The following is a 24,687-nucleotide window of genomic DNA, read 5'->3' on the forward strand; positions in this document are numbered from 1 at the left end:
GACAACATAATAACTAAATTACTTACGGAGGAGGAGAGATTCGAACTCACGGATAGTTTTACCTATCGACGGTTTTCAAGACCGTTGCCTTAAACCACTCGGCCACTCCTCCATGTTATATAAAATGAAATTGATAATTATTGTAAATACTTTTATTAATAATGTAAAGTAAATATATCAATTATTTATTGATAGTTAATTAATTATTAAAAAATATTAATTTAAAATTATAAAAAATTTTTTCTCTTTAAAGGAGATATTTTCATAATATTGAAAATCGTATATAATAAAATATATATTTTAATTTTTTTATGTTAGTGTAATTTAATATAATTTTTTTATGTTAGTGTAATTTAATATAATTTTTTTAAAAAAAGGATAGGTTGTGATTTTAGATGATAAAATTGTTGAATTAAATTCTGATGGATATTTAAAGAATATTGATGATTGGAGTGAAGATATTGCTATAAAAATCGCAAAATATGAAAACATTTCTATGTCCATAGAACATTGGCATGTGATACGATTGATTCGTTCTTTTTATTTAAAATATAACATTTCTCCTACAATGCGTATGTTGATTAAGTATATTGCTGATCATCAAGATAAAAAATTACAACTAAATAGTAGCGCTTATTTATTTCGTCTATTTCCAAAAGGAATTTTAAAGCAAGCTACTAGGATAGCAGGTATTCCAAAACCAAATCAGTGTCTTTAGAAAAATTTATTATCTAAGAAAATACTTAATATATTATTTTTCTAATTATTAGTTAAAATCTAAATATATAACAAAAAATTAAATCTGTAGCTAATTATGCATTTATAAATATATTTATGCTATAATATGAATAAAACATTAAATTATATAACTGTTTATTATATCATAAAATTCTATATAAAGCTAGTTGATTAAAATAAGCTAGAAAAGTAATTTACAACAATATTTTTTACTGATCAAACACCTCAAAAATGTTATTTTTAATATTTTAAATTGAAATCATATAATTTAGTTAACTTCTTCATTTCTCATTTTGAAAAAGAAAGAGGTAAAAAATGAAAAAGATGGTTACTGCTGCTATTGCAGTTTTATTTACTGGATTTTCAATTGTAATACAAGCAGCACCCCAACAAAATACTTGGTATGTTGGTAGCAAGATGGGATGGTCTAGATATTATAAAACTGATGTACATGATTATACTTATGCTCCTAATGATGGTTCTACTTCTGTAGATTCATTTGCTAAGAATTTATTTCTTGGTTATCAAATAACCCCAAGATTAGCCACTGAACTTGGTTTAGATACGTTAGGGAATATAATATATTCAGGAAAGAAAGTTTCTGGTAATTTTAAAGCGTATGACTTACAGCTAAGTACTAAATTAAGTTATCCAATTATTAGTAATAAATTAGATGTATATACTAGGTTAGGAGGCTTAATATGGCATGCACGAGCAACACAATTTACAGAACAGAATAATAACCGTATGCATGATAATGATGGAGGAATCTCTCCATTTTTAGCTGCTGGAATTGAATATGCTGTAAATAAGGATATAGGAATAAGATTAGATTATCAATTTGTTAAAAAAGTAGGTGATAAAAATATTGTAGGTTCAGAACCTAGCAATGGTTTTTTAACTATTGGCTTATCTTATAAATTTGGTCAAGAACCTTATGATTCAACAACTATACCTGTCAGTAAAAATTTATCAATTAATAATGGTATTAAAGTGTTTAATCTAAAAAGTGATGTTTTATTTAACTTTGATAAATTTGCTTTAAAAAAAGAAGGTAAAGAAACTCTAGATACATTGTATAATAAGTTAAAATGTTCTAATCAAAAAAATGATATCATAGTTATAGGTTTCACAGATAGAATAGGTTCTATAAAATATAATTACAAACTCTCTAAAAAAAGAGCTCAATCTGTTGTAAATTATTTAGTTATGAAAGGAATTCCATCTAGTAGTATTTCTATAAATAATTTAGGTAAATCTAATCCAATTACCAAAAATACATGTGATAATATAGAAAAACGCAAAGACTTAATAGAATGTTTAGCTCCAGATCGTAGAGTAGAAATTCAAATCAATTCCGTAAAAAATATTACTAATCATTTTAAATCGTAATGATATTGAAAATGATACCTATCCCCTTCTTGCTTATAGAAAGGGGATAGTATTTTAAATTATATCATTAATAAATTTGATGATAAAAACAACATTTTGCTATATAAATCATAATAACCGTTAATTTGAAACTTAATATAAAGTGCTAATATTTTGAAATATAAAAAAATAACATGGGAAGATTTGCAGCCAGATATTTTACAATATAAGTCTGCTTTTTCTAAAATTAAAGAAAATTTAATTGATCCTATAGAAAAAGTACAACCTAGATTAATAAATGGAATTGCGCATTTACACCATCAAAAACAAGGTTTTCCCGTTCTATTAATATATGGTAAAGAAAACCTCGATTATCTTAAGTTAATTGCACAAGTATCCAAGAACTTTATTATTCCTTCATCTGAATTATTTGGAGGGGACTATCAAGTTGTTAATGATGCAGTTATTTTAAAACCTGCTTCAGATCTACAACATACATTTACTAGCGAAGGTAAAGTTTGTTTTGCTGATTGGGTGGAGAAAAAAATATTATTTGGATATGCATGTGTATATAAAAATCGTATTCATCTTGAACCTGGATTAATTCATCAGGCAAATGGTGGTACCTTAATACTTTCTTTAAAATCTATTGTACTTCAGCCAAAAATTTGGTTTGATTTAAAAAAATTTATTGAACAAGGATATAGCGAATTAGTTCCTAAAAACAAAAAAAATACTCTACCAACATCAATTCCCGTAATGCCATTAAAATTAAACTTAATTCTCTGTGGTAATGCAGATTCATTACATAATTTTAGAACAATTGATTCTGAATTATATAAAATAGCAATCTACACCGAATTTGAAGAAAACATAAAAATATCAAATGAAGATGATATGTTAGCATGGTGTAGGTGGGTAGTTTATTTAGCAGAACAAGCTTGTTTACCAGTACCAGAAGAAAATTTTTGGCCAGAACTTATAAAAGAAGGAATTCGTGCTACCAATGATAGAGAAAAATTACCTTTATGTCCAGTATGGTTAGTTCGTCAAATTAGAGAATCATTTTTAATAACCGATAATTTATTAGATGATAAAGCATTATGTAATGCTACACAAATACGTTTGTGGCGAGAAAACCATCTACAAGAAATTATAAATGATGATATACTCTTAAAAAGAAATCTAATTGATACTCAAGGTGAAGTTATAGGACAAATTAATGGGTTATCAATTATTGATTATCCTAGCCATCCTCGTGTTATAGGTTGTCCGTGTAGAATTACATGTGTAGTATATCCTGGACATAGTGAACTAATTGATATAGAAGGAAATTCTAAATTAGGTAGTAATATATATGTAAAAAGCACGATGATTATACAATCTTATTTAATGTCTGAACTAGAAATACAACTACCATTTATTGCTTCATTAGTATTTGAGCAATCTTATTGTGAAATTGATGGAGATAGTTCCTCACTGGCAGGCATTTGTGCAATCATTAGTTCGTTATCTCAACATCCTATTAATCAACAAATAGCAGTAACTGGTTCTATAGATCAGTTAGGAAATATACAGCCAGTTGGTGGATTAAATGAAAAAATTGAATCTTTTTTTGATATTTGCTATAGGAGAGGGCTTACTGGACAACAAGGTGTAATCATACCAGATCAAAATATACGTAATTTAGGTCTTAGTGAATATTTAATAAAAGCTGTTAAGCAGGATAATTTTCACATATGGACAGTGAAACATGTTAATGAAGCGATATACTTATTAACTGGAAAATTATGGAAAAATAAAGAAGATAAACAAAATTGTCTATATTATTTCATTAAAAAGCGAATTCATAAACAAAATACAAATTCAGAATTAAATTCACATCGTTGGTTTAAATGGTTTAAATAATTTCTTAGTTAATATTAAGATGGAATGATAAATATAATTTACAATAATTAATAATTATTATAACTTCAGTTTAAGTATTTCTTCAGATATTTGGTTGCATACTTTATGCCAACCTAATGATAAGGTAGATATAAGTCCATCATATCCATCTTTTTTTTGTGGTACAATAAAGCTAAAATGATGCATAATAAAATATTTTTTATATTCTAATATCCACTCACCACTAATAATAGCTTTACCATCATATCTTCCTTGAAATTTATGCAGTATTACATTTAATTTGTTTGTTGTTTTATTTTTTAACATTGGGATATCAGATATAAACCACCCAGGGAGATTTTTATTTAAGTTATAAATCATAGTTTCTTTCAGTTGCTGAACAATAGGATTTGCCCATAAGTTGTTATTAGTAATAATATACTCTACATCGTTAGTTTGATAAACTAATCCATTACCAGCTAAATGATCCGGTAATAGAATTTGTTGAACCCAAATAGCACATTTATCATTATAATGATATTTTTTTTTGTCAACTATTGCATTTGTTTCTAACGGCAAACGGTAATAAATTTTTTTTACGGCAGTACTACAACAAGCAGTAAGCAATATCGTAATTAATATTATGTATGATTTTTTCACCTTTTGATTATCCTTTTTGGTTGAGGATCTTGTTCTGGTGAAGCTTTATATATAAGAGCATTACTATTAATACTGAGATTTTTAAGTATTGAGTTAAGTTCACTTAATACTTCTGTCAATATTTGCATATTGATCATAATTCTATCATACATAATCGATCCAGGTTGCAGATTTTGAATACTCATATTAAGATCATTTATAGTTTTACAAATATTTTTTGGAAGATTATATATCATAGGATTTTTTAAAATATTATTAGCTGTTTTAATAATATTGTTAAAATCTTCTAATGTTTTTTCTCCTTTTTTTAAAGTTATACTAGATTCTTTCGCTATTTCTTTAATTGGCAATTTATTAATTTTATCAATTAATAATAAAATTTTTTCCTGTATATTATTGAAATTACTATTAATAGTAGGAATTGTTTTGTAACCTAAAATTGTTTTATCCTTGCTGATTGTAGATGTATTAGCGTGGAAATCTAAATCAATATAAGTAGAACCTGATAATAAATTGTTAGTTTTTATCATTGCATAAAGCATATTTTTTTTGTTACATAAATATTTGTCTATATTAAAATTTTTACCTAAAATTTTAATAAAACGTTTTGGTTCAATCTGAATCAATATCGGAATATTGTAATTATCACTTAATTGTTGTTTCTTAATAGCTTTGACAAAAGGTACTTGTGATACTGTTCCAATTCTAATACCACGCAATTCTACTGGTGAACCGACTTTTAAACCACGAATAGAACTAGAAAAAACTAATACATAATTTACATGGTTTTTATGCAGCATGTCTTGCATACTGTCTTGATTATCAAATAGATAATATAATTTTTTGTTTTTAATATATTTACCGGAGAAACAACCAGTTTTGTCATCAAAATTTACACTACTATTAAACAGGTTATTAAATGATCCAATTTCAATATTCATGCTTGAAGTAGATAAATTTGCATTAATACTACTATTCTTCCAAAAACAAATTTTATCATTTACTAAGTTAGCATAAGGCTCTTCAATAAATAATTGATATATCATTTTATGATTATTGATATTAAATGTACTATTTTCTACTATTCCAACACGATAATTACGAAAAAATACTGGATCGCCTGTAAATAATTTTTCAAAATTTTTACTTTCTAATAGAATACGGATTCCTTTAGCATCAGGTAGTACAGTAGGAGGTTCATTCATAAGTTTATAACTTTTAGCAGCTTTATTATTATCTGGAGATAATTTAATATTATTATTACCTGGAGATAATTCAATATAAGTTCCTGATAATAAATTAGTTAAGCCATTAATTCCTTCCTTTTTAACACGCGGTCTTACTATCCAAAACATAGTGTCTTTATGTAAAAGATAATTCATATCTGATTTTAGTCTAACTTTTACTTGTACATTATTTAAGTCTTTTGATATTGATATTTTTTTTACTAAACCTACGGTAACATTGTGACTTTTAATAACAGTACGTTCTTCTTCCAGTCCTTTAGCATCCTGAGTAATTAATATTACCTCAGGTCCTAAGTGAAATAACTGATATAGCATAATCCATGTAGTAATAAAAAGGGTAACAAAAGGAAAGATCCATATTGGAGACCAATTTTTTATCTTACTAAGTATGGCATAATTATAGTTTATTTCCATTAACTTATTAATTCCTCTATTTTGTGTTAATTCGATCCCAAATTAACCTAGAATCAAAGTTCATTTCAGCCATCATAGTCAAAATTACAACTAGTGCAAATAATACTAATCCTGGTGAAGGATAAATTTGTATTAATTTGCCTATTCTTAATAAAGAAGAAAAAATTAATATTATGAATACATCAATCATTGACCAACGACCTATAAATTTAACTATTTTATAAACTAAATGCATTATTTTGGTATTATTATTATTTATTTTTGTATTCCAACATAGCCAACTAATTGATGCTATTTTTAATAAAGGTACTATAATACTAAATATAAATATTAATATAGAAATAAAATAATAACTATCTGTCCATAATAAAATTATTCCTTCGATAATACTAGATGGATATCCTAAACCGAATATTTCTGTAATCATAACAGGCATAATATTAGCTGGAATATAACATATTAATGCAGTAAGCAATAAAGCTATTGTGCATTGTAAACTGTACTTATATCTTGCTTCAGATATAATGCCGCAACGTGTACACTTATTTTGCGTTAATGGCAAAATTGCATTGCAACAAGGGCAAGAACGTAAACCTTGACTTAAACCGCTTTGACCAATTATAGGCTTTACAGTTAAATTAGGCATAGGCTTTATACATTGCCATAACCATCGACGATCAATACACTGAAAAAATCTTATTTGTAAAAAACAGAATAAGCACAAAGGCCAGAAACTGGGTTGTAAATTAATGATGCCGTAGCTGGTTAATTTTGTTATACTTATTAGTATAGCTCCTATAAAAATTTCAACCATCATCCACTGGTGAAGCTGAAATAATATTCTACCTAATAATAATTTTATTTTAATAGGTATCTTAATAGGATTAATTAATAAAAAAATTATAATAATGCAACATATAGGAATAAATTGTACAACTAGTATGAAAAATGCGGCTAGTATAGTATAACCATCATTTACCATAGCACTAGGAATTTGATTTAGTAAAATTTGATTGTTTATCCCAGCAAAATTAATATTTATAAAGGGAAAAATATTAGATAGAACTAACAAAAAAAGTGTAGATAAAGCATAAATGTTATGTCTTTTATGTGGCTCACGCCAATTTGAAATTAATACAGAATAACAACGAGGACAAGATGCTTGTTTTCCATCCAATAAGGAAGATAATTCTACAAGCAAATCACATTTTGAACAAATTATATAATCAACATTTTTATTTGCTGACATCTATGTTACCTTAAATTTCTATATTTGCATAAAAAAGTAGATTAATTTTTTAATTAATCAAAAAATAACTTTTTATAACTATTATTTATAATAAAAGCATCTTATACTATATTAATAGTAGTCAAATAAGAAATCAAGATATTGTATTTTTATATCATGATATTTCCTTACGTTGATGAATATATAATAACTGATTATTGTTTCTCTAAAATGATATTTACTTATAATTTACAAAGTTATAGCCTGTAAGTAAGTTTATTTAAAAATTATTAAAATAATTAACATAACAATTTTTAAATATAATTAACAATATCTTGAATTAACTTTGGTCCCTTATAGATAAGACCAGAATAAATTTGTATCAATGATGTACCAAGATTAATTTTTTCTCTAGCAGCAATTAAAGAATCGATACCACCCACTCCAATAATTGGAATACGTCCTTTAAGTTCTTTTGCTAAACATTTTATAACAAAACTACTACTTGATTGCAAAGGACGTCCGCTTAGTCCACCAATTTCTTCACAATTTTTCAATCCTTTAACTAAGGAACGATTAATAGTAGTATTAGTTGCAATAACACCATCAATCTGATATTTAATCAAACTATCTGCAATTTTAACTATTTCTTCTTCTAAAAGGTCAGGAGAAATTTTTATAACTACTGGAACATATCTTAAAGTAAATTTTTCTAATGTTTTTTGTTTTATTTTTATAGCAGCTAAAAGATCATCAAGAACTTCTCCATATTGTAACATTCTTAAAAAAGGTGTATTAGGAGATGAAATATTAATAGTAATATAGTCAGCATAGCAATAAACTTTTTCCATACAAATAAGATAATCATCTTTACTATTTTCAATTGGTGTACTTTCATTTTTACCAATATTTATGCCAATAATACCTTCAAAATTGGATTTTTTTATATTGTTAACTAGATTGTCTACACCTAAATTATTCAATCCCATTCTATTAATAATACCTTCGGATTCTATTAAACGGAATAACCTAGGTTTTTTATTACCAAGTTGAGCAATTGGTGTTACAGTGCCAACTTCAATAAATCCAAAACCCATAGCTCCAAATAGATCAATACATTCTGCATTTTTATCCATGCCAGCTGCAAGACCTAATGCATTTTTAAAAGTAATTCCCATACAATTAACTGGACGTGATAATATTTTAAATTTAAAAATATTTTGCAGTAAAGTACCACTAATAATACTAAATTGCTTAATTGTAAATTTGTGTGTCAATTCAGGATCAAATTTGAATAATATTGATTTTATAATATGATAAATCATAATGTCTCCAAAATTATTAATTAACAAAATATGATTTATTTACACATAATAATTTCACCAAAAATTATTAAAAAATATTATAATATCTTTATTAAGATCATCTATAATAATTATTATAGATTTGAATCTTCGTAAAAAAATTATTTCCATATTTTAATAGCAGCTTAAATATATATATAATCATTAAATATGTAACAATAAAATTATTGTAATATAAAATACAAAGTAGAAATTATATAAATATTAAAGCATATAAACTATATAATATATAAAATTAAAATATACTTTAAGGTAGTTAATTAACATTATTAATTTTAATTAAATATTAAAAACTTTATGTTTTTTTGTGGTAAGATACAATAAATTTTGTCTAACTCTGTTATTTAGTCTAATTTGTTACTTATATATGATTTATTTTCAAAAAAATAATGTACTAAAGATTTAATACACTTAAAGATTAAAGTAATTTGTTTGTAAATAAATAAAAAGAGATATTTTTATGAAATTGGTATCTGCATCAGATATATTGCATGGTCGTGTTAGTGTTAATGATATAGTAACTATACGCGGTTGGGTACGTACTAGAAGAGATTCAAAAATTGGTTGTTCTTTTATTTCTATTTATGACGGTTCCTGTTTTAACAGTGTGCAAGTTGTTGTTAACAATTCTTTAGATGATTATAAAAATAAAATACTAAATTTAACTACAGGATGTTCAGTGATAGTTACTGGAATGATAATAAATTCTCCAGGTTATTGTCAGGATCTTGAAATTCAAGTAACTAAATTAGAAATAATTGGATGGGTAACAGATTCTAGTAGTTATCCCATGGCAGCAAAAAGCCATAGTATGGAACATTTACGGGAAATGGCACATTTACGTCCCAGAACAAACATAATAGGTGCTATATCTCGTATAAGACATACGTTAGCTCAATATTTACATCGTTTTTTTGACAATCATGGTTTTTTTTGGATACCAACTCCAATTATTACTTCATCTGATACTGAAGGGGCTGGTGAACTGTTTCGGGTATCTACTTTAGATTTAGAAAATCTACCTTATAATGATCTAGGTAAAGTTGATTTTAATAAAGACTTTTTTGGCAAAGAAACATTTTTGACTGTTTCTGGACAATTAAATGCTGAAGCTTATGCTAGTGCATTATCAAAAATATATACTTTTGGTCCTACTTTTAGAGCAGAAAATTCTAATACTAGTAGACATTTAGCTGAATTTTGGATGCTAGAACCTGAATATGCATTTGCATCTTTAGAAGATGTTATTATCTTATCTGAATTAATGCTTAAATATATATTTGATATAATTCTTAAAGAGCGTAAGGATGATATGGAATTTTTTGCTAAACGAATTGATAGCAAAATCATAGAACGTTTAGAAAAATTTTCATCTATCGATTTTATAAAAATAAATTATAATGAATCTATTGATATTTTAATAAAATCTAAAAGATCATTTGAAAATAAAGTTTATTGGGGTATAGATCTTTCCTCTGAACATGAGAGATTTTTGGTAGAAGAATATTTTAAAATACCGGTAATAATAAAAAATTATCCAAAAGAAGTAAAAGCTTTTTACATGCGTCTTAATGAGGACAATAAAACAGTTGCTTCAATGGATATTTTAGTACCAGGAATTGGAGAACTAATTGGTGGATCACAACGTGAAGAACGTATTGAAATATTAAATATGCGTCTTAAAGAATCAGGATTAAATAAAGAAGATTATTGGTGGTATTGCGATCTTAGACGTTATGGTACTGTTCCTCATTCTGGTTTTGGATTAGGATTTGAACGTTTAATTTCTTTTATTACTGGAGTGCAAAATATTAGAGATGTAGTACCATTTCCTCGTACATCACGTAACGCAAATTTTTAAAAAGATATAGCAATAAAAAAATAAGTTGGAAATTTGATTTTTGTATAGAATCAAAGTGATTACTATATAATAAATCATTTTTATTAAAATTAATTAAGATAAATAAGGAGGGATAAATTCTTTCAGAAAAATTAATTATTAAAATTATTAATTTTAGTAAATTATTGATATTAATAAAAATAACAATAATAATTATGCTGAATGACCCTAATGAGGCTAATAAATAATGGTTAGGCAAAAAATTCTTATAGCAGCTATGCTGACTATTTTGATTAATGGTGTAACAAACGCAGTAGAAATTTATAATAAAAACAATACAAAATTAGATTTATATGGTGAGATAAATGGATCACATCATTTTGATTTAAATGCTTCAAATAATACTTCTTTTGATTACTGTATTGATGATTTTATTTTTAATTTTCCGAAAGGTGAAGATAGTACAGGAATAGATAAAAGTCGAGCTGATTTTGGATTTAAAGGTGAAACATTACTAAATGATAAAATTATTGGTTACGGACAATTACAATATGATGTTCCTTTAGATGCAGCTGAAGGAACTGTAGAATCAGGTAGCAAAGCAACTTTAGGTTTTTTAGGTATTAAGTTTCCTTTAGGCTCTTTTGATTATGGACGTAATTATGGTGTCATTCATGATGTAAGTAAGTGGACTAATGTTCTTTCAGAATTTGGTGGTAACTCCGAATATTCAGATAATTTTTTATACGGAAGAACTGGTGGATTATTTACATATCGTAATGAAAATTTTTTCGGACTTGTAAAAAATTTAAATTTTGCTGCTCAATATCAAAGTCAACGTCTTCCTTATTTAGATACTTATTATTTTAGTGGAAATTCGCTAGGAATGTCAGCTTCATATGTTTCTCCATATGGTTTAGGAATAGCTGCAGCGTATGGAAATGGTGCGCTGGTAAGTAGAAAAAATAGGATGTTCAGTATTATTGATAATTCAACAATAATAAATATTGACAATAAAGATATCAAAGATAACAAAGATAACAAAGATAACAAAGATAACAAAGATAACAAAGATAACAAAGATAACAAAGATAACAAAGATAACAAAGATAACAAAGATAACAAAAACAACAAAGATAAAACAGATGACATTGCTGCACATGTTAATCCTAATGATAGTATAAATCAGTGGTCTGCAGCGATTAAATATGAAAGAGATAAAGTATATGTTGCTGCAATGTATGGAGAAACAGTATCTAAAATTTATTTAGAAAAATCAGGTAACAGTTACCTTGATGGTTTTGTAGGTAGAATGCGTAATATTGAATTAGTTGCTAAATATAAATTTGATTTTGGTCTTAGCCCTTCTATTGGATATATAGAATCAATAGCTAAAAATACAAAAAACAATAAGTCAGCATGTATATATAGATATATTGATATAGGTGCAACTTACGATATCAATGAGAATATTTCAACATATGTTGATTATCGTATTAATCAAAAAAACCCTAAAAAGCTATTTGACTTTAATGGTCCAGATAATGTCTTAGCAATAGGTTTAGTTTATAAATTTTAGAAAAATTTTTTACAAATAAAAAACGGAGCGTTAGTTCCGTTTTTTATTTTAATGATAAATTAATAATTGATAACGCCTACTATATTGGAATTAAATTATGTTTGAATCTATTTTATCTGCACCAAACGATCCCATTTTAGGACTAGCTGATTTATTTTATATGGATGATCGATCTAATAAAATTAACTTAGGTATAGGTGTTTATAAAGATGACTTTGGAAATACTCCTATTCTTACTAGTGTAAAGAAAGCTGAAAATATTTTATTACAAAAAGAAAACACAAAAAATTATCTAAATATTGAAGGATTAATTGATTTTGCTCATTGTACCCAAAATTTACTATTTGGAAAAAACCATGAAGTTATTAAAACAAATCGTATATGTACAGCTCAAACTTTAGGTGGAACCGGAGCACTAAAAATTGCAGCAGATTTTTTGTCAAGTAAAACATCAACAAAACGTATTTGGATAAGTAATCCAAGTTGGCCAAATCATGTAAATATCTTTAGTACTGTTGGTTTTGAAATTTGTTATTATCAGTATTATGATGAAGCAAAACATATATTACTATTTGATCGTATGATAGATTCATTAAAAAATGCTAAATCAGGAGACGTGATATTACTTCATGGGTGCTGTCATAATCCAACAGGAGTAGATTTAAATTACGAACAGTGGAATTTTTTAGCTAAAATGTCTCAAAGAAAGGGTTGGCTACCTTTATTTGATTTTGCTTACCAAGGATTTTCAAAAAATACTAGTGCAGATGCTGAAGGATTGCAAATATTTTTAAACTCACATGAGGAAATGATCGTAGCAAGTTCTTATTCAAAAAATTTTAGTTTATATAATGAAAGGGTTGGAGCACTAACTTTAGTAGCATCGAATTATAAAACAATTACTAATATCTTTAGTCAAATAAAATCTATAATTCGTTCTAATTATTCAAATCCACCAGCACATGGAGCGGCAATTGTAACAACTATTTTTAAAAACAAAGATTTATACAATATTTGGCAAGATGAACTATCAGGTATGAATTTACGAATTAAACTTATGCGTAATTTATTTATCAACACTTTAATTAAAAAAAACGTACAAATAGATTTAAGTTTTCTCTTAGAACAACATGGTATGTTTTCTTTTATTGGATTAAACAAAGAACAAGTTTTAAAACTATATAAAGAATTTGCTATTTATATAGTAAATTCTGGTCGTATAAATTTCGCCGCTATCACTCCCAATAATGTATCTTTGTTATGTGATGCTATCAAAACAGTTATTAAATAATATTTTAATTTACGATTTAATTTAAAAAAGGATTATTAATTCGTTCATATCCTAAAGTAGATACAGAACCATGACCGGGAATAAAAGTTATATCATCTCCTAATGGTAACAATTTAATTTTGATAGAATTAATTAAATCTTGGTAATTACTTCTAGGAAAATCAGTTCTACCTATACTACCATTGAAAATGACATCACCAGATATCAATATTCGGCCTTTACGGTAAAAATATACAATATGTCCTGGTGTATGACCAGGGCAATGTATAACTTCAAAAGTTAATGATCCTACTTCTAGTTTATCATTATCTTCAAGCCAATTATAAGGAATACAATTTGAAAATTTAAAATCATGTAAATCTTCTTTTTTACTTACAATAGGTTTTAATAAAAATTTATCAAACCTTTGTGGACCAAATATTGGTATTTTATAAAATTTACTTATATCTATAGCAGCACCTGTATGATCTAAATGACCATGTGTTATTAAAATTTTGCTAGGTTTAAGATTAAGATCATCTAGTTTTTTTTTTATTTTCTCACTATTACCACCTGGATCCACCACTACTGATTCACGAGTTAATTTACAACATATGACACAACAATTTTGCATAAGAGAAGTAACAGGAATAATAAAGTAATTCATAATCCACCATAATATTTATAAATCTACTAAATAAAATAATTTATAGTAATAATCAATGAATATATTAATATTATATAATATAATTGATTATTATGCTGATAGCAGTTATTCCTTGTGATCTGTAAGTATTTTTCTAGCTTTTGTATCTATTAATATTGGTATACCATTTTTAACTGGATATGCTAAAAAATCTATGTTACAAATAAGTTCTTTTAAATTACTATCATAATTTAATTTATTATTACATATAGGACAAGTTATAGTTTTAAGTAGGTAATTGTCCATAATATATTTTCCAGCAGCAAATAATGGATGCTGCGGTTAAAATGCAGCATCAAAAATAAAAAATTAAAATAATATTTTCCATAATATTAAAAATCAATTATACATATTTGCACGATCGCGTAGTTCTTTTCCTGGTTTAAAATGTGGAACAAATTTACCTTCTAAATTTACTTTATCACCGGTCTTAGGGTTTCTGCCTATACGAGGAGCACGATAATGTAATGAAAAACTACCGAAACCTCTAATTTCAATACGTTGACCTTGTGATAAGGTATTAGCCATGTATTCTATTATCTCTTTAACAGCATTTTCAATAGTTTTTATTGATAGATGAGAATTTTGTTTGGCTAATTTGTCAATAAGTTCTGATTTTGTCATATCATATCCTATTAATTATTACTAATAATGATATATTAATATACTAATTAATAATTTTTCTATAAGTTAATCATTCATTTTTAGCAGCTTTAAATGCTTCAGCCATAACATTAGAAAAGTTTTTTTCTTCATTGTCAATATTGTCTACAATAAGATCATCTTTTTCTTCACATTGTTCTTTTGTTTTAATAGACAAATTCACAAGACGATTTTTACGATCAACACCAATAATTTTTACATCTATTTTATCACCAATTACCATATCATTAGGTACAATTTCTATAGAATCTCTGTTATTATCAGAAATTTTTAAACATCCTTCAATTCCTTTAGATAATTTCACAATGATATTTTTAGAATCAATTGAATTTATTATTCCAACAACAATCGTGCCCTTTTTATTCAGGGTTACATAATGGTGAAATGGATCTTCTTCAAGTTGTTTGATACCTAAAGATATCCGCTCACGTTCTGTATCAACCTGTAATACAACAGCAGATATTTCTTCTCCTTTCTTATAATTTTTTGCTATTTCCATATCTTCATTATTTAAATTCCATGAAATATCTGATAAATGAACTAAACCATCAATTCCGCCATCTAAACCAATAAAAATTCCAAAATCTGTGATTGATTTTATTTTACCTTCAACTCGATCACCTTTACTGTATTTTTCAGAAAATTGTTGCCATGGATTAGGTTTACATTGTTTTAAACCAAGAGAAATACGACGTCTTTCTTCATCTATATCTAATACTATAATTTCAACTACATCATTTACATTAACAACTTTTGAAGGATGTATATTTTTATTGGTCCAATCCATTTCAGAAACGTGTACTAAACCTTCTACTCCTTCTTCTATTTCTACAAAACAACCATAATCAGTTAAGTTAGTTACTCTGCCATGGAGTTTAGTTCCTTCAGGATACCTATTAGAAATTTCTACCCAAGGATCCGCACCTAATTGTTTTAAACCCAGAGATACACGTGTTTTTTCACGATCAAATTTCAATACTTTAACTTTAATTTCATCTCCTACATTCACTATCTCACTTGGATGTTTTACTCTTTTCCAAGCCATATCAGTAATATGTAATAAACCATCAACTCCACCTAAATCCACAAATGCACCATAATCTGTTAGATTCTTTACAACACCTCTGATTTCTATACCTTCTGCAAGGTTTTCTAGTAATTGATTACGTTCAGCACTATTTTCAGATTCAATAACAGCTCGACGCGAAACTACGACATTATTACGTTTTTGATCTAATTTTATTACTTTAAATTCAAGGTCTTTGCCTTCAAGATGAAACATATCCCTTACTGGACGAATATCTACTAATGAACCTGGTAGAAATGCACGAATACCATTTAACTCAACGGTGAATCCACCCTTAACTTTACCATTGATTACTCCAGTAACAATTTTAGAACTTTCATATGCATTTTCTAACATTATCCAAGCTTCGTAACGCTTAGCTTTTTCACGAGATAAAAGTGTTTCACCAAAACCATCTTCCACAGCATCTAAAGCAACGTCTATTTCATCACCTACTTGAATTTTTACTTCTCCTGTAATAGTTTTAAACTGATCTATAGGAATTCCAGATTCTGATTTTAATCCAGCATCCACCATAACTATATCATTATCTATAGATATTACTACACCACGAACGATAGAACCCGGTTTTGTTTGTATTTCATTTAGAGATTCTTTAAATAATTGAGAAAAAGATTCAGCCATATTGATAATTTTTATAACTCTTAAGTTTATTAACTGCCATGCGACTTCATGTCATATGGTGTTGTTTAACATAACTTATACCTAATCCCTGGTATAAGTTTATTTCATTAAATTATTGAATATTTTTTCTTAGCATGTTTTAATGCTATACTAACTACTTGATTAAAAGGAACATTTTCTGAATTAATAATTAATGCATCCTTAGCAGGTAACAAAGGTGAAATTTTACGATTGCAGTCAGTTTCATCCCTTTTTTTTATTTGATATAATAATTTTTCAAAATTAACATCAAAACCTTTTTTTTTCAACTGTAACTTTCTTCTCCGAGCACGTTCTTCTAAACTAGCATTTAAAAAAATTTTTGCTCTTGCATTTGGGAAAATAACAGATCCCATATCACGTCCATCAGCAATTAAACCTGGTTCTTTAAGAAAATCATATTGTTTTTTTAATAAAGCTTTACGAACTATAGGTATTTTTGCAATATTAGAGGATAAATCACTTATTTCTTGTTCATTAATTCTATCAGTTACATCTATATTGTCTAGAAATACTGCAAATTCATTATTTTTGTAAACAAATTTTAAATTAAAATTTAACAATATGTATCTTATTGATCTTTCTATTTGTAAAATATTTATTTTATTTTTTATACAAGAAAGAGCTAAAGAACGATATATAGCACCTGAATGCAATATATTCCATTTTAGTAATTTTCCTAATGTTTTACATAATGTACTTTTTCCTACTCCACTAGGACCATCTATAGTTATTACTGGAATCACTAACATGATTATTCCATTTTTATATAAATTTTATAGTGATTATTATATTATTGTATTTTAAATTAATTATTAATTAAATGATTTATCATTAAATATTTATAATAAATTATTTAATTATAGTGACTAATTTTAGCAAATTCTTCAAAATAATTAGGAAATGTTTTTGAAGTACAAGTAGGATCAATAATAGTAACTGGCTTATCTGATAAAGCTACAAGAGAAAAACACATTGCTATACGATGGTCCTTATATGTATTAATACAAACAGCTTGAGTAATTTTTTTTGATGGTTTGATAATTATATAATCATGACCTTCTTTGACTTCTGCACCTAATTTTCGTAATTCAGTAGACATTGCTAATATACGATCAGTTTCTTTAACACGCCAATTGTATATATTTCTTATTATTGTTGTACCTTCCGTGAATAAAGACATAACAGCAATGGTCATTGCTGCATCAGGAATATCATTCATATCCATGTTAACAGCTATTAATTTACTCTTTGATGCTGAACAAGATATATAATCTTTGCTTCTATGTATAATAGCACCCATATTTTCTATGATATCTACAAATTTTATATCTCCTTGTATGCTTGTAGAACCAATACCGTGCACGCTTACAGTACCTCCTTTAATTGCAGCAGCAGCAAGAAAATAAGTAGCAGAAGATGCATCTCCTTCTATGAAATATTCTTTTGGTGAATAATATTGTTGTTGTCCTTTTATAAAAAAATCTCTATAATTGTTGTTTTTTACTTCAATACCAAAATCATTCATCATTTTTAGAGTAATATCAATATAAGGTTTTGAAACCAAATCATTTTTGATCACAATTTTGGTATCTCGTTTAGCTAAAGGCGATGCTATCAATAAAGATGTTAAAAATTGGCTAGATAAACTGCTATCTATTATGAAGTCTCCTCCTTGAAATCCACCGTATATTCTGACAGGTGGATAATTAATTTTTTCTAAATAATCAATTTTAGCACCACCTAAACGTAACATATCTACTAAATGACTTATTGGACGTTCTTTCATTCTTTGGTCACCAGTTAATATAATATCTTGTGTTGTTCCTAAACATAAAACAGCTGTTAGTGGTCTAATCACGGTGCCTGCATTACCTAAGAATAACTGTAATGATTTTGATGATTTTAAAGGTCCAGCATTACCAATTATTTTGCATGTAGTATTATCATCATATATTTCATAATTTATCTCTAATTTTTTTAACGCCTTAATCATATATTTAACATCATCACTGTTTAACAAATTTCTTAGATAAATTGTACCTTTTGCTATAGATGCAAGTAATAAAGCACGATTAGATATGCTCTTAGAACCTGGTAGATTGACTTTACCATTAACTCGAGAAATTGGTTTTAAAATTATAGAGTTTTTCATAATATATCCAGACAATTATAAAAATTAGTTAATATAATTAAATCTTATAAAAATAAATAATTTGTTGGTAATTATAATTTTTTAACCATATTTACTTTCGAAATGACGCATAAAATCATTTAAAACATTAACTCCATTTACAGGCATGGAATTATATATTGAAGCCCGTATACCTCCTATATCACGGTGACCTTTTAATGCAATTAGACCTGCTTCAATTGATTTATCTAAAAACATACTTTCTAATGAACGATCTGCTAATGTAAAAGTTATATTAGTAATTGACCGATTTTTTTGTGAAATATTGTTTTTATAAAAATCACTTTGATCAATAGTATTATAAATAATATTTGCTTTTATTTGATTAATTTTATTAATTTCAATTATACCTCCTTTTGCTTTTAACCAGCTAAATATCAATCCTGATAAATACCATGCAAAAGTAGGTGGAGTATTAAACATAGAGTTATTTTCCGAAATAACTTTATAATTTAGTATTGAAGGGATATATGGATTTACTTGCTTATTTAATAAACTTTCTTTTATAATAACTATTGTCAGTCCAGCTATTCCTATATTTTTTTGAGCACTTGCATAAATTACTCCATAATTATTAACATCTATAGGGTATGCAAGTATTGAAGATGAGAAATCAGCAACTATTATTTTATTACCAAAACTCGGTTTCTCATAAATAGCTATACCATTAATTGTTTCGTTTGGACAATAATGTAAATATGCTGTATTATCATTAATATTCCAATCTCGCATTGGAATAATTTCCTCTTTGAAATTACATATTTTTTTTACATCTATTATATTTGGTATACAATATTTTTTGGCTTCTTGAATAGATTTACTTGCCCAATATCCTCCATTAATATAATCAGCTCTTGTGTATGAACCTAAGATATTAGCTGGTATTGCAGCAAAATGAGCCCTTGCTCCACCATGACAGAATAGTACTTTATAATTACTTGGAATTTCTAATAGTTCACGGAGATCTTGAATAGTTTTTTCAGCCATTTGAATAAATTCCTTGCTACGATGACTGATTTCCATTACAGAAACCCCTAAATTTTGCCAATTTATAAGTTCTTGATTAACTATATCAAGTACTTCTGTTGGTAACATTGCAGGACCTGCGCTAAAATTATATACTTTTGTCATTATTTCTTTCTACATTTTTTATGAAAATTATTTATTTTTTTATTTTCTAATTAATAATTGTTTATATAACACCCAAATAAAAATAATTAATTATTTTTATTTGGGTGTGAGATATGTTAATGATTTTAAATTTTTTAGATATTAAATATATTCTTAATAAAAATTTATCTTATTATTTTATATGCTATACATTAAATGTTATTTGCAAATGTTATTTAATATATTGATTGTATGTTATTCATATATGGTTTTAAAAGATTTGGTATTATGATACTACCATCTTTCTGCTGATAGTTTTCCATAATTGCCGCTAATGTTCTTCCTACTGCTAAAGCTGAACCATTTAAAGTATGCGTTAATACAATTTTTTTATTTTTTTCTGTACTACGGTAACGAGACTTAATTCTACGAGATTGAAAATCACTCATATTTGAACAAGATGAAATTTCTCTATATGCATTTTGTGCGGGGAACCATACTTCTAAATCATATGTTTTTGTTGCTCCAAAACTCATATCTCCAGCACATAGTAATACTTTACGGTATGGTAAATTTAATAGTTGTAATACTTTTTCTGCATGTCCAGTTAATTCTTCTAAAGCATACATTGAATTTTCTGGTTTAACTATTTGAATTAATTCTACTTTATCAAATTGATGCATGCGAATTAAACCACGTACATCACGTCCATAAGAACCTGCTTCAGATCTGAAACATGGAGTGTGAGCAGTTAGTTTAATAGGTAAATCATCCTCTACAAAAATCTTGTTTCTTGCAAAATTAACTAAAGGAACTTCAGAAGTGGGTATAAGTGAATAACGTTTAATTATTGTTTTATCTTTTTTATCTCTAATTATGTTTATATGAAATATATCTTCACTAAATTTTGGTAATTGTCCTGTACCAAATAAACTGTCTTGATTAACTAAATATGGAACATATGTTTCTAAATATTTATGTTGATTAATATGTAAATCAATCATGAATTGTCCCAAAGCACGATGTAAATATGCAATTTTCCCTTGCATTACAACAAATCTAGTACCAGTGATTTTTGCAGCAGATGAAAAATCCAATCCTTTATTAATTTTGCCTAATTCCACGTGGTCTTTGATACTAAAGTCAAAATCAGGTAAGGTACCCCAATAATTCACTATTACATTTTCGGTATAATCTTTACCACATGGCACTTCTTCTGAAGGTAAATTAGGTAAGCTTAAAGAAAAATCTAGTATTTGTTTTTCTAAATCATTTAACTGGGATTTTATATGATCTGATTTAGATTTTAATAGTTTTATTTCTTGACGTAATTCCTCTATATTTTTACCAATTTTTTTTATTTGACCAATATGTTTAGATTTTATTTTGTATTGTATATTTAATTTTTCATTTTCTATTTGTAAAATTTTTCGATTTTTTTCAAGAGAAACAATTTTATCTAAATCTAAAACAAATCCTCGTTTAATTAATTTTTTTGCAACAATATAAGGTTCCTTACGTAATAGATGCGGATCTAACATAACTATCCTACATATTAAAATTAAATTGATAAACGTAATTAGAAAGAAATCTAATTTTATCATATATTAAAATCATATTCTATTCTTAACTAAAAGTAATTACCATTTATTATGTATTGAGTTAAATTATTTTTACTGTAATATTAATTTTATATATTTTTAAAATTAATTTAATAGTAAATTTTCATCTTTCATAATGGTTAATTAAATACATGTAAATAAAAAAATTTTATTTAAATTTAACATTTTTCAATATTAGATTCTATTAACCAAAGACATTTATCTAAATCACGAGTTAAAGATATCAAGATATCATTTGTTACTACATCCTTTATATCATCAATTTCTTTTGTATTATTTGTTATTACAATATTATAGCGTCTAATTAATTCTTGTAAATGATTTTGTATTTTATCAATATTTAGTGGATAATTTTTTAATGAAGTTTTACCATAAATTACTTGTATAGTACCTAGAGCAATGCCATTTAATTGTACAATTCGTTCTGCAATAATATCCTGATGTTTAATAATTGTATAATAGCAATCATCTAACATTTTATGTATTGCTATAAAATTATTTCCCCTTATATTCCAATGTGCTTGTTTTGTAATTAACGATAAATCAATTAAGTTTGCTAAGATACAATTCAGTTTATCAATCATATTGATTTTTTCATTGTTATCAATGTTACTACAACTATAAATTAAATTAGAAGATAAAAAATCATCATTATTTTTAGATGTAATATTATTCATTTTTCCTCACAATTTCAAATTGTTATAGTTTTGCATGAATATCTTAATAAATATTAATTTTATAAATAATTTAAACTAATTAATATTAATTATTAAATAATAATCAATAAAAATTTATAGAAAATTAATATATATTATATCATTTTTTATAATTATATTTTGTAAATGTATCTTTAAATAAACATTATTAATTGTTTATAACAATATATTAAATTATATAACATATAATTATAATCTTAATAAAAAATGTTAATTTTTTATTCACTGTCTATTCTTTAATATAAATATAGTGTTTAACTACTAATTATTAGCTATCATATAGGAAATTACTAATAATTTAGATACGTATAAAATATAACATTAAGTGTATTATTCTTAAATCAATCTAAAAAATGCCTATAAATATTAGTAAATTAAAATAGATATATTTTTATAATATTTAGGTTAATAGAAGTATATTTTTATTTTTTTTGAGGTTAATTATGAAAAAATTTGCATATTATTTTGTATTAGCTTGTATTATCTCCTTATATACGCATACGGCAAGCGCGCATATTGCAATAAGTGGTGGTGTAGCACATGGTAATTCTAAGAAAATGCCTATTGATTCAAATGGTATTAATTTAAAATATCGTTATGAAAATGATTCTTATTCTGTTAGTTGGATAAATTCTTTTTTATATACAGATACTAATGAATTAAAAGATAAATTTTATATGAAAAGTCAGTATTATGGAATTTGTACTGGTGCTGCTTATAGATTTAATGACTGGTCTAGCATTTACGGAGGTACAGGGATTGGTTATAGTAAATTTCAGAGTAGACATACTGTTGTAATAAAAAATAAATTTTTATTTGCTGATTTTGGTCCTTCATTTATTTTAGGAATTCAATTTAATCCTATAAAAAATTTCGTAATTGATTTAAGTTATGAAACAAACATGATGAGAGACAGTAATACTAGTACCTTTACTGCTGGAATAGGTTACAATTTCTAATTTTATCTTTATTTTTTATATAAAGACGGTTATTTACAAACCGTCTTTAATATAAGGAGAAATTAAATTAATTTAACATTGTTATTGTAATTTATATGTTATTAATTTTTAATCAGTTATTATAATTATATTAATAAAAAAATCAATTTGTTGATTATGTTTTAATATTAAATAAATTTTTAATTTGAATCCTAAATAATTACTTGATTATATTATTTTTTGTTTAATGTATTCAATAATATTTCAATATTTATTGATAATTACAAACAAAATAATAGATCATAATGATAAAAAATTTATTATTAAGGTGATAATAACAGATTTTAAATTATGTTATTTGAATTAATATGTTCTTATTAAAGAACAATATTAATTTAATCCATTATTAAAAGTAGTAATTGTGATATTTGATAGATAAACCATTCATATAAATAATATTTATCATATCTCCACTTATTAATATGTTATTTATAAAAAGATTATTAATTATTAAAATATCTATAAATTAACAAAACTGATTAAAAAAATAAAGATATACAATATATTTTATATAAAGAAAAAGTGAAATTTATTATACAATAAATTATCTGCTAAAATATTTAGAAACAATTTAATGAAAATATTTTAATAATAGTAAAATGTTAACATTTAGTATAAATAATTTTCTTATTAACTATTTTGATTTGAAATTATTTTAAAAGTTAATGTTTTAAAACATATAAAATATTTAATACTTTTTTATTTCTTTAAAAATTAAATTTAAGATATGTATCTTATGATATTTAATATCATAAAAAAATAATAATATTTACTTACTGTTAAAATATATTAATAAAAAATAAATATAATTTTTATAGAATAAAATTTATTTGTAATCTAAATTAAATTAGTATTATTAATAAATAATTATTACACTCCTAATTTATAATTTAAGGATATTATTATGAGTGATCCCTTTAAAACTTTAAATAACATTCGTACATTGCGAGTTCAAACCCGTGAGCTTCCATTAGCTGATTTAGAAGAAATTTTAGAAAAATTAACAGTAGTAGTTACTGAACGTCGTGAAGAAGCAGAAACAGAAGAAATACAGAATCGGGAAAAAGAAGAAAAATTATCTAAATATCGTAAAATGTTATTGGAAGATGGAATTGATCCTAATGAACTTTTAGGATTAATAGAAGTAGATAAAAAAAGAAACAAACGTATCCCAAGACCAGCAAAATATTTTTATACAGATGAAAACGGAACTCAAAAATCATGGACTGGTCAAGGAAGAACACCACTAGCCATTAAAAAAGCTATAGAAGCGGGGAAAAATTTAGAAAGTTTTCTTATTATTAGTTAATAATCAAATAAAAACATAACT

Annotated in this window: 21 protein-coding genes and 1 tRNA gene; 8 read left to right on the top strand and 14 right to left on the bottom strand. The window is 25.6% G+C overall.

The genetic code is table 11. The annotated features are described in order from the left end of the window. Positions 1-25: 25 nt before the first annotated feature. Positions 26-112: transfer RNA gene (locus FD726_RS01185), tRNA-Ser, on the bottom strand. 273 nt (positions 113-385) lie between these two features. Here FD726_RS01185 and FD726_RS01190 point away from each other — a divergent pair. The 3 genes from FD726_RS01190 (at position 386) to FD726_RS01200 (ending at position 4,017) form a co-directional block, all read left to right on the top strand. Continuing rightward, a complete protein-coding gene (locus FD726_RS01190) occupies positions 386-718 on the top strand; it encodes a TusE/DsrC/DsvC family sulfur relay protein (RefSeq protein WP_159989751.1) in 333 nt (110 codons plus the stop codon). 335 nt (positions 719-1,053) lie between these two features. After that, a complete protein-coding gene (gene ompA, locus FD726_RS01195; RefSeq protein ID WP_159989752.1) occupies positions 1,054-2,130 on the top strand; it encodes a porin OmpA in 1,077 nt (358 codons plus the stop codon). Between the two features lie 153 nt (positions 2,131-2,283). Continuing rightward, on the top strand, positions 2,284-4,017 hold the full coding sequence (locus FD726_RS01200) for an AAA family ATPase (protein ID WP_159989753.1): 1,734 nt from the start codon (positions 2,284-2,286) through the stop codon (positions 4,015-4,017). 57 nt (positions 4,018-4,074) lie between these two features. Here FD726_RS01200 and pqiC read toward each other — a convergent pair whose 3' ends face one another. From pqiC to pyrD, 4 genes are all read right to left on the bottom strand, one after another. After that, on the bottom strand, positions 4,075-4,656 hold the full coding sequence (pqiC, locus tag FD726_RS01205; RefSeq protein WP_159989754.1) for a membrane integrity-associated transporter subunit PqiC: 582 nt from the start codon (positions 4,654-4,656) through the stop codon (positions 4,075-4,077). After that, a complete protein-coding gene (gene pqiB, locus FD726_RS01210; protein WP_159989755.1) occupies positions 4,653-6,317 on the bottom strand; it encodes an intermembrane transport protein PqiB in 1,665 nt (554 codons plus the stop codon). Before pqiB ends, pqiC begins: the two co-directional genes overlap by 4 nt. Before the next feature lie 16 nt (positions 6,318-6,333). Continuing rightward, positions 6,334-7,566 carry a PqiA/YebS family transporter subunit gene (locus FD726_RS01215; RefSeq protein ID WP_159989756.1) on the bottom strand — a complete coding sequence of 411 codons (1,233 nt, stop codon included), beginning with the start codon at positions 7,564-7,566 and terminating at the stop codon, positions 6,334-6,336. Between the two features lie 293 nt (positions 7,567-7,859). Then, positions 7,860-8,870, bottom strand: coding sequence for a quinone-dependent dihydroorotate dehydrogenase (gene pyrD, locus FD726_RS01220; RefSeq protein ID WP_159989757.1), 1,011 nt, complete (start codon positions 8,868-8,870; stop codon positions 7,860-7,862). A 499-nt stretch (positions 8,871-9,369) separates the two neighbouring features. On the opposite strand from pyrD, the gene asnS reads away from it, so the two are divergent. The 3 genes from asnS to FD726_RS01235 all read left to right on the top strand — a co-directional run bounded on the left by asnS (position 9,370) and on the right by FD726_RS01235 (position 13,619). Continuing rightward, complete coding sequence (gene asnS, locus FD726_RS01225; protein WP_159989758.1) at positions 9,370-10,770, top strand: asparagine--tRNA ligase; 1,401 nt, start codon at positions 9,370-9,372, stop codon at positions 10,768-10,770. Between the two features lie 226 nt (positions 10,771-10,996). Continuing rightward, on the top strand, positions 10,997-12,328 hold the full coding sequence (locus FD726_RS01230) for a porin (protein ID WP_159989759.1): 1,332 nt from the start codon (positions 10,997-10,999) through the stop codon (positions 12,326-12,328). 97 nt (positions 12,329-12,425) lie between these two features. After that, the gene (locus FD726_RS01235) at positions 12,426-13,619 is read left to right on the top strand and encodes an amino acid aminotransferase (RefSeq protein ID WP_159989760.1); all 1,194 of its coding nucleotides are present in this window, start codon (positions 12,426-12,428) and stop codon (positions 13,617-13,619) included. A gap of 16 nt (positions 13,620-13,635) precedes the next feature. Here the strand turns inward: FD726_RS01235 and FD726_RS01240 are convergent, their stop codons facing one another. From FD726_RS01240 to dps, 9 genes are all read right to left on the bottom strand, one after another. Beyond that, entirely contained in the window at positions 13,636-14,265 is a 630-nt protein-coding gene (locus FD726_RS01240; RefSeq protein ID WP_159989761.1) for an MBL fold metallo-hydrolase, read from the bottom strand. A 105-nt stretch (positions 14,266-14,370) separates the two neighbouring features. Next, the gene (locus FD726_RS01245; RefSeq protein ID WP_159989762.1) at positions 14,371-14,550 is read right to left on the bottom strand and encodes a Trm112 family protein; all 180 of its coding nucleotides are present in this window, start codon (positions 14,548-14,550) and stop codon (positions 14,371-14,373) included. A 93-nt stretch (positions 14,551-14,643) separates the two neighbouring features. Beyond that, complete coding sequence (gene ihfB, locus FD726_RS01250) at positions 14,644-14,928, bottom strand: integration host factor subunit beta (RefSeq protein WP_159989763.1); 285 nt, start codon at positions 14,926-14,928, stop codon at positions 14,644-14,646. A 70-nt stretch (positions 14,929-14,998) separates the two neighbouring features. Next, positions 14,999-16,678, bottom strand: a complete 1,680-nt coding sequence (rpsA, locus tag FD726_RS01255; RefSeq protein ID WP_159989764.1) for a 30S ribosomal protein S1 — start codon at positions 16,676-16,678, stop codon at positions 14,999-15,001. A 107-nt stretch (positions 16,679-16,785) separates the two neighbouring features. Next, positions 16,786-17,469 (bottom strand): (d)CMP kinase, encoded by a 684-nt coding sequence (cmk, locus tag FD726_RS01260; protein WP_204162668.1) that lies wholly within the window; start codon positions 17,467-17,469, stop codon positions 16,786-16,788. Positions 17,470-17,573: 104 nt separating this feature from the next. Then, positions 17,574-18,872 carry a 3-phosphoshikimate 1-carboxyvinyltransferase gene (gene aroA, locus FD726_RS01265; RefSeq protein WP_159989765.1) on the bottom strand — a complete coding sequence of 433 codons (1,299 nt, stop codon included), beginning with the start codon at positions 18,870-18,872 and terminating at the stop codon, positions 17,574-17,576. 81 nt (positions 18,873-18,953) lie between these two features. Then, positions 18,954-20,042, bottom strand: coding sequence for a 3-phosphoserine/phosphohydroxythreonine transaminase (serC, locus tag FD726_RS01270; RefSeq protein ID WP_159989766.1), 1,089 nt, complete (start codon positions 20,040-20,042; stop codon positions 18,954-18,956). Between the two features lie 215 nt (positions 20,043-20,257). Continuing rightward, complete coding sequence (gene serS, locus FD726_RS01275) at positions 20,258-21,562, bottom strand: serine--tRNA ligase (RefSeq protein ID WP_159989767.1); 1,305 nt, start codon at positions 21,560-21,562, stop codon at positions 20,258-20,260. A gap of 239 nt (positions 21,563-21,801) precedes the next feature. Beyond that, positions 21,802-22,320 (bottom strand): DNA starvation/stationary phase protection protein Dps, encoded by a 519-nt coding sequence (dps, locus tag FD726_RS01280; protein WP_159989768.1) that lies wholly within the window; start codon positions 22,318-22,320, stop codon positions 21,802-21,804. A gap of 482 nt (positions 22,321-22,802) precedes the next feature. Between dps and FD726_RS01285 the strand changes: the two genes are divergently transcribed. Next, entirely contained in the window at positions 22,803-23,318 is a 516-nt protein-coding gene (locus FD726_RS01285; RefSeq protein ID WP_159989769.1) for an Ail/Lom family outer membrane beta-barrel protein, read from the top strand. A gap of 943 nt (positions 23,319-24,261) precedes the next feature. Beyond that, a complete protein-coding gene (locus tag FD726_RS01290) occupies positions 24,262-24,666 on the top strand; it encodes an H-NS family histone-like protein (protein WP_159989770.1) in 405 nt (134 codons plus the stop codon). Positions 24,667-24,687: the final 21 nt, after the last annotated feature.

The sequence above is a fragment of the Pantoea sp. SoEX genome, from assembly GCF_009829945.1.
Taxonomy (GTDB): Bacteria; Pseudomonadota; Gammaproteobacteria; order Enterobacterales; family Enterobacteriaceae; genus Pantoea_C.